The organism is Gordonia sp. (in: high G+C Gram-positive bacteria), from assembly GCF_049647785.1.
GTDB lineage: Bacteria > Actinomycetota > Actinomycetes > Mycobacteriales > Mycobacteriaceae > Gordonia.
Genome location: NZ_JBARYI010000013.1, coordinates 1 through 6369, shown reverse-complemented (window position 1 = coordinate 6369; position 6369 = coordinate 1). Strand labels below are relative to the sequence as shown.

Genomic DNA, 6369 nt, shown 5'->3' with positions numbered 1-6369 from the left:
ATGTCAGACATAGTGCGGGAATCAACGCATCATGCGAGAACGCCAGGGCGGGCTGGGTGGCTGGGTGGCTGGGTGGTCGGGCGGGCGGCTAGGTGGTTGGGGCTAGTGCGTGACGACGGTGATTTCGGTGGGGCCCGAGATTTCGATGCGTTGACCGGCGTCGGAGAGGACTGCGGCGACGGTGTTGATGTCGCGCACATTGCGGCGGGTCCGAACTAACTCGGCCGCCACCAAGCCCTTGTAATGCTTATTGAAATGGCTGACGACCTTGCGGGAACCGTCGGGAAACTCCGTGACGACCGTTGCTGTCACCGCCGCGTCGACCGGCCCCAACTTTTGGTAGACGCCAGAGCGTAAGTCGACGACGAAATCGTCGATCGAATCGAGCGCGGGCGACAGGCTCGGCTTCCACAGGGCGCCCAGTGTGCCGAAGCCCGGCAATTTCGATCCGCCCGACAGCCGATACGCCGGGATCAAGTCATTCGCACCGACAACACCGAACAGGGCCGAACCAATCATCAACCGGTCGCCGGCCTTGGTCTTAGTGGCTCGCGTCATGCCCGGGTAGTCGAGGGCGTCGTACAGGACACCCGTGTAGCGGGTGATCGCTGAACGCGTTGGGGCGTCCCACAGATCGGCATTGCGTTGCACTTCGTCGACCGCCGACGCGCCCAACCCCAGTGCCGTCCGAGACGTATCCAGATCGGCGGCCAAGTCGACGATCGCGTCAGCCAACTTTCGGCGAATTGGGTTCAACGACGGCAACACCAACGTGTCAAGGTCGAGGGGTGCGGCTTTGCCGCCGTCAGACTTGGTCTCCGAAGGAGGCAGGATCACGAACACGCGATCACCCTAACGAACCCCGCTGAGGAGCCCACAGTACCGGCCCCCGCACTGCGGCAGAATCCACCCGATTAAGCTGGTCATCGTGATCACACGGATGTCGAACCTCTTCCTGCGTACCCTCCGCGACGACCCCGCCGATGCCGAAGTGCCAAGCCATAAGTTGCTTGTGCGCGCCGGCTACATCCGCCGGGCCGCTCCCGGCGTTTACGAATGGCTCCCGCTGGGACTGAAGGTGCTCCGTGCGGTCGAGAACCTGGTACGCGAAGAGATGGACGCGATGGGCGCTCAGGAAATCCTGCTGCCCGCGCTGCTTCCGCGCGACCCTTATGAGACCACCGGCCGCTGGACCGAGTACGGTCCCTCGCTGTTCCGTGTCAAGGACCGTAAGGGTGCTGACATGATGCTCGGACCCACCCACGAAGAGGTCTTTACCCAGCTTGTGAAGGGTGAGTACAGCTCGTACAAGGATCTCCCCGTCACGCTCTACCAAATCCAGACCAAGTACCGCGACGAAGAACGCCCCCGCGCTGGACTCCTGCGTGGACGCGAATTCGTGATGAAGGACTCGTACTCCTTCGATATGGACGACGCGGGACTGCAAGCTTCCTACGATGCGCACCGCATCACCTACCAGCGGATCTTCGACCGACTCGGCATCGAGTACGTCATTGTCGCCGCGACGTCCGGAGCGATGGGTGGCAGCGCCTCGGAAGAGTTCCTGGCCGTCGCCGAGGTGGGCGAAGACACCTTCGTTCGCAGCACTGAATCGGACTACGCGGCCAACGTTGAAGCCGTCGTCACTCCGGTGCCCGCGGAGATCCCGTTCGACGGACTGCCCGCGGCGGTCGCACACAACACCGGTGACACACCGACCATCGACAGCCTGGTCGCCTGGGCCAACGAAGCACTTGACGGCACCTACACGGCCGCCGACACCCTCAAGAATGTGATGGTGAAGATCCGCAAGCCGGGCGGCGAGTGGGAAATCACCGCCGTCGCGGTCCCCGGTGACCGGGAAGTGGACATGAAGCGACTGGAGGCGTCCGTCGAACCCGCAGAGGTTGAACTCCTCACCGAGGCCGACTTCGCCGCCAACCCCACCCTGGTCAAGGGCTACATCGGGCCCAAAGCCGTGCAGGCCGCCGAATTTGCCTACCTTGCCGACCCCCGCGTGGTCAGCGGTACGTCGTGGATCACCGGTGCCGACAAGCCCGGCGAGCACTACGTCAACCTGGTGTGCGGCCGCGACTTCACACCCGACGGTGTCATCGAGGCCGCGCAGGTGCGCGCCGGCGATCCGTCACCCGACGGGAAGGGTGTCCTCCAGACGGCCAAGGGCATCGAGATTGGCCACATTTTCCAACTGGGCCGCAAGTACACCGATGCCTTCGCCTTCGACGTGCTCGGTGAGAATGGCAAGCCGGTCCGGGTCACGATGGGGTCGTACGGGCTCGGCGTTTCGCGCATGGTCGCGGTCTTGGCCGAGCAGTGCCACGACGACAAGGGCCTGCGCTGGCCGCGCGAGGTTGCCCCGTTCGACGTTCACCTGGTGATCGCAAACAAGGATGAGGCCGCTGTCGCCGGTGCTCAGCAATTGGCCGCCGACCTTGACGCCGCGGGTGTCTCGGTCCTGTTCGACGACCGCAAGGCGTCGCCTGGCGTCAAGTTCAAGGACGCGGAGCTGCTCGGCATGCCAACCGTGGTGGTTGTGGGTCGCGGGTGGGCCGAAGGCACCATCGAGATCCGTGACCGCTTCGCCGGTGAAGCCAATGCGGTGCCGGTCGACGGCGCGATCGATTCGATCATCGCCGCCGTCCGGGGCTAGAAGCCGCGGTTCGCTACTGGCCGGGGAAAGCCTCGGTCAGTGGCGACTGCTTTGCGATACCGCGCCAGTAGGCGGCGCGCAACGCCGAATCGGTGAGGCCGTCGACGGCAATCTGCCGCACGGGGTTGCTGTCGGCCTGCTCGAGCAGCACTCGGTAAGCCTTCTCGCAGTCGGTTTCGGCCGCCAACGCGGCCTGCGCCGCGGTGTTCTGATCGGTCACGTCGACGGGCAGCTTGTAGCCGGCGGCGGCGATCCGCTCCGGCTGACCTTCCTGGACGAGCACGTCGTTAAGTTGATCGCGCCGTACTCGATGTTCGGCGACCTGTTCAGCGACCGCTGCGCGCACGCTGCCGGTCGTGAACGCGGTAATGACGCCGAGCGTGAACACGGCGGCGTTCTCGGCATCGACGGCATTGTTGAGGGCATCGGTTGAAGTCATGCGAGCTGGACTTTCTGCAGGGTCTGGCACGAAGCGCTGATGGAGCCGAGGAGGCCCGCGGTGAAACCGGATGACGTGACGCACGCACGATTGGCGGATCTGGCGGACGCCGCAATGGCGGTCCGCAGCGCCTCGATCGACGCTGTTGGTGCCGGACTGCCGGCTTCGATCTGGTCGGCCGTGGACGAGTCGAGGCGATTAATTTCATCGCGCAACGCCTGCAGATGCTGACCGCGTTGATCGGCGACCGTCTTGAGGGCGTTCACATACTCGGTGATGCGCGGCGATAATTCGGTCGCGGCACGCTGCTGCGCGAATGCAGCCTGCGCGTGGGGGAGCAACATCTGAGCGTCGAGTTCCCGTTGCGTCGGACCCGTGTTGCAGGCCGTCAACGACCACCCGGCCATCGCTGCGACGCCGATCACGGCACCGCCGCGCAACACCGCGCGACGGGAAAACCCGGAATCGATAGACCCCGTTCTGGAATTTGCGGAGGCCGCGGGGTGATTGCTGGCAGGGACGTCACGGGCAAGGAGGTGCACGGGGGCGGGGGTCACAAGGTGAGATTCTGCCAGCCCGCCGATCGACTACACTCAAAGCCCGGCCCGGCGCGCGTCGGAGCGATTCATTTTTACGACAACAGGAGGACCGCGGCATGGCAGGCGAAGCCCTGACCGGAAAGCTCGGCGATCTTGTGACGCCGGTGGTTGCCCAGCTCGGATTCGATCTCGAAGAGCTCGCCGTACTGACGCCCCCGGGACGGCGGGATGTGCGCATCATCGTCGACCGTGACGGTGGCAGCACCCTCGATGCGCTCGCTGAAGTCAGTCGCGAACTCGAGACGGTGATCGAGGCCTCGGGCCTCCTCGGCGACTCGCCGTATGATCTAGAACTCACCACGCCCGGCATTGGCCGTCCGTTGACACTGCCCCGTCACTGGCGTCGAAACCAGGGTCGCAAGGTTCATGTTGAGTATTCGCTCGACGGCGTCGACAAGAGTGGCGAGGCGCGCATCGGTGTCAGCGACGACAATCAAGTGACATTGGTGTTGGTCGACAAGAGCCGCATCAGTACCGTTGACGTGCCGTACACCAACATCACGAAGGCCGTCGGCGACGTGGACTTCACCAAACCCGGCGAAGCCGCGCTGCGGGCCTGCGGACTCGACGACGATGAGATCACTCGCCGTCGTCAATCTCCGCAAAACGCCGCGATCGACTAGTGCTTTCATTGTTGCCGCACCACCAACAATTCAATCCGACAAGCGAATAGGAGTCGCCACCATGCAAATTGATATCAGCGCGCTCAGACTCATCGAAACCGACAAGGGTGTTCCCGCCGAGACTGTTCTCTCCGCGATCGAGTCGGCTCTGTTGACCGCCTACCGCCACACCGACGAGGCCGCCACCCACGCGCGTATCGACATCGACCGCAAGTCCGGCAAGGTCCGCGTGATGGGGCAGGAACTCGACGAAGACCGCAACGTGGTTCACGAGTGGGACGACACGCCCGAAGGGTTCGGTCGGATCGCCGCGACCACCGCGCGTCAAGTGATCTTGCAGCGTCTGCGGGACGCCGAAAACGAGAAGTCGTACGGCGAGCTCATCGCCCACGAGGGCGAAGTTGTTGGCGGCGTGGTGCAGGCCGACGCGCGCGCTAACGCTCGGGGCATGGTCATCGTCCAGATCGGTAGCGAGTCCAACTCCGCCGAGGGTGTTATCCCGCAGGCCGAGCAGGTACCGACCGAAACGTACAAGCATGGCGATCGCATCAAGTGTTATGTGGTTGGTGTTGTCCGCGGACCGCGTGGGCCCCAGATCACCCTGTCTCGGACACACCCCAATCTGGTTCGTAAGCTGTTCTCCCTTGAGGTGCCCGAAATTGCGGACGGTTCGGTCGATATCGTTGCCGTCGCCCGCGAGGCTGGCCATCGTTCCAAGATTGCCGTCCACACCGACGTTGCCGGGCTCAACGCCAAGGGGGCCTGCATTGGTCCCATGGGTCAGCGTGTTCGTAACGTGATGAGCGAACTGTCCGGCGAGAAGATCGACATCATTGACTTCGCTGCAGAACCGACCGAGTTTGTCGGGAATGCGCTTTCGCCAGCCAAGGTGATCTCGGTAACGGTCATGGATGAAGAGACCAAGGCCGCCCGGGTGATCGTGCCGGACTACCAGCTGTCGCTGGCCATCGGCAAGGAGGGCCAGAATGCCCGCCTGGCGGCCAGGCTCACCGGGTGGCGTATTGACATCCGGTCGGACGCTGGTGACGGCGGCCCGCGCGAAGCGAGCGCTGAGGATAGCGAAGGCACCGGCGGTGCAGACGGTGATGGGGGCGACGTTCGCGGTGGCACCGATGAGCCCGGCGATACGCTAAACTGACCTGTGGCCCTTCGAACGTCGACACCTCCGATGCGCACCTGCATCGGGTGTCGCCAACGTGAACGAGCATCAGTGCTGGTCAGGTTGGTGGCGCTGCGTGGTATTGCAGATACCGCGCAGGTGACGATCGATGAACGGGGGAGACTGCCGGGCCGGGGCGCCTGGCTGCACCGTGACGAACGATGTTTGTCACTCGCGGTGCGGCGCAACGCTTTCGGAACGGCGCTACGGGATCGCGGCGTCGCCGTGAAACCCACCGATCTCGCCGAGCAACTTGGCGCGATCACGAGTGAGGGCTCCTAAATGGAGTCAGAACAGGTAGCAGATGACATGAGCACACCGTGAAGTCTCCACGATGAGCACGTTTACTGAATAAACCGAGGTCGCGCGGATCGCCCGCTCGACCTCCAAGTGAGGAGAGCAGTGGCAGGCAAGGCCCGCGTCCACGAACTAGCCAAGGAATTGGGGATCGCCAGCAAGGTTGTGCTGGAACGACTCAAGGAACAGGGCGAGTTCGTCAAGTCCGCATCGTCAACCGTTGAGGCCCCCGTGGCCCGACGGTTGCGTGAATCTTTTGAATCCGCCGGTGGTCCTGCCGCTGGCGAAGCCGCACCCGCTAAGGCTGCGGCGAAGCCGGGTGCCAAGCCCGGTCCCCGTCCCGGTCCCAAGGCCGCCAAGCCGGAGCCTGCCGCTCCCGCTGAAGCAGCCAAACCAGCTAGCTCCGGTGGTCCCAAGCCCGGCGCTCGGCCCGGACCCAAGCCGGCACCCAAGGCTCCGGAAGCCCCGGTTGTCGCCGAGGCACCCGCACCTGCGGAGACACCGACTCCGGCTCCGGCCGAAAAGCCTGCTGCCCCGGCAGCGGCCGCCGAGACCGCAGC

Annotated in this window: 8 protein-coding genes; 5 read left to right on the top strand and 3 right to left on the bottom strand. The window is 64.3% G+C overall.

Features of this window, described 5'->3' with window-relative positions; translation table 11 throughout:
- Window positions 1–102: 102 nt before the first annotated feature.
- The gene (yaaA, locus tag WBA38_RS01280) at window positions 103–843 is read right to left on the bottom strand and encodes a peroxide stress protein YaaA (protein ID WP_424293124.1); all 741 of its coding nucleotides are present in this window, start codon (window positions 841–843) and stop codon (window positions 103–105) included.
- Window positions 844–940: 97 nt separating this feature from the next.
- Here yaaA and WBA38_RS01275 point away from each other — a divergent pair, with 97 nt between their 5' ends.
- Window positions 941–2671: a proline--tRNA ligase gene (locus WBA38_RS01275; protein ID WP_424293133.1), complete on the top strand. Its 1731-nt coding sequence runs from the start codon at window positions 941–943 to the stop codon at window positions 2669–2671.
- 13 nt (window positions 2672–2684) lie between these two features.
- On the opposite strand, the gene WBA38_RS01270 is transcribed toward WBA38_RS01275, so the two are convergent.
- Entirely contained in the window at window positions 2685–3110 is a 426-nt protein-coding gene (locus WBA38_RS01270; RefSeq protein ID WP_424293125.1) for a ferritin-like domain-containing protein, read from the bottom strand.
- Window positions 3107–3667 carry a hypothetical protein gene (locus tag WBA38_RS01265; protein ID WP_424293127.1) on the bottom strand — a complete coding sequence of 187 codons (561 nt, stop codon included), beginning with the start codon at window positions 3665–3667 and terminating at the stop codon, window positions 3107–3109. The genes WBA38_RS01270 and WBA38_RS01265 overlap by 4 nt, the downstream gene beginning before the upstream one ends.
- 98 nt (window positions 3668–3765) lie before the next feature.
- On the opposite strand from WBA38_RS01265, the gene rimP reads away from it, so the two are divergent.
- The 4 genes from rimP to WBA38_RS01245 all read left to right on the top strand — a co-directional run.
- Window positions 3766–4332: a ribosome maturation factor RimP gene (gene rimP, locus WBA38_RS01260; protein ID WP_424293129.1), complete on the top strand. Its 567-nt coding sequence runs from the start codon at window positions 3766–3768 to the stop codon at window positions 4330–4332.
- Between the two features lie 61 nt (window positions 4333–4393).
- Entirely contained in the window at window positions 4394–5491 is a 1098-nt protein-coding gene (gene nusA, locus WBA38_RS01255; protein WP_424321858.1) for a transcription termination factor NusA, read from the top strand.
- Between the two features lie 30 nt (window positions 5492–5521).
- Window positions 5522–5794, top strand: a complete 273-nt coding sequence (locus WBA38_RS01250; RefSeq protein WP_424293131.1) for a YlxR family protein — start codon at window positions 5522–5524, stop codon at window positions 5792–5794.
- A 120-nt stretch (window positions 5795–5914) separates the two neighbouring features.
- Window positions 5915–6369: translation initiation factor IF-2 N-terminal domain-containing protein (locus tag WBA38_RS01245; protein ID WP_424321857.1), on the top strand; the 455-nt coding region annotated here is incomplete at its 3' end.

What these genes read in the sequence shown, in the direction of transcription:
- WBA38_RS01275 (WP_424293133.1), top strand. Translation starts at nt 941, where the DNA reads ATGTCGAACCTCTTCCTGCGTACCCTCCGCGACGACCCCGCCGATGCC.
- WBA38_RS01270 (WP_424293125.1), bottom strand. Translation starts at nt 3,110, where the DNA reads ATGACTTCAACCGATGCCCTCAACAATGCCGTCGATGCCGAGAACGCC.
- rimP (WP_424293129.1), top strand. Translation starts at nt 3,766, where the DNA reads ATGGCAGGCGAAGCCCTGACCGGAAAGCTCGGCGATCTTGTGACGCCG.
- nusA (WP_424321858.1), top strand. Translation starts at nt 4,394, where the DNA reads ATGCAAATTGATATCAGCGCGCTCAGACTCATCGAAACCGACAAGGGT.
- WBA38_RS01250 (WP_424293131.1), top strand. Translation starts at nt 5,522, where the DNA reads ATGCGCACCTGCATCGGGTGTCGCCAACGTGAACGAGCATCAGTGCTG.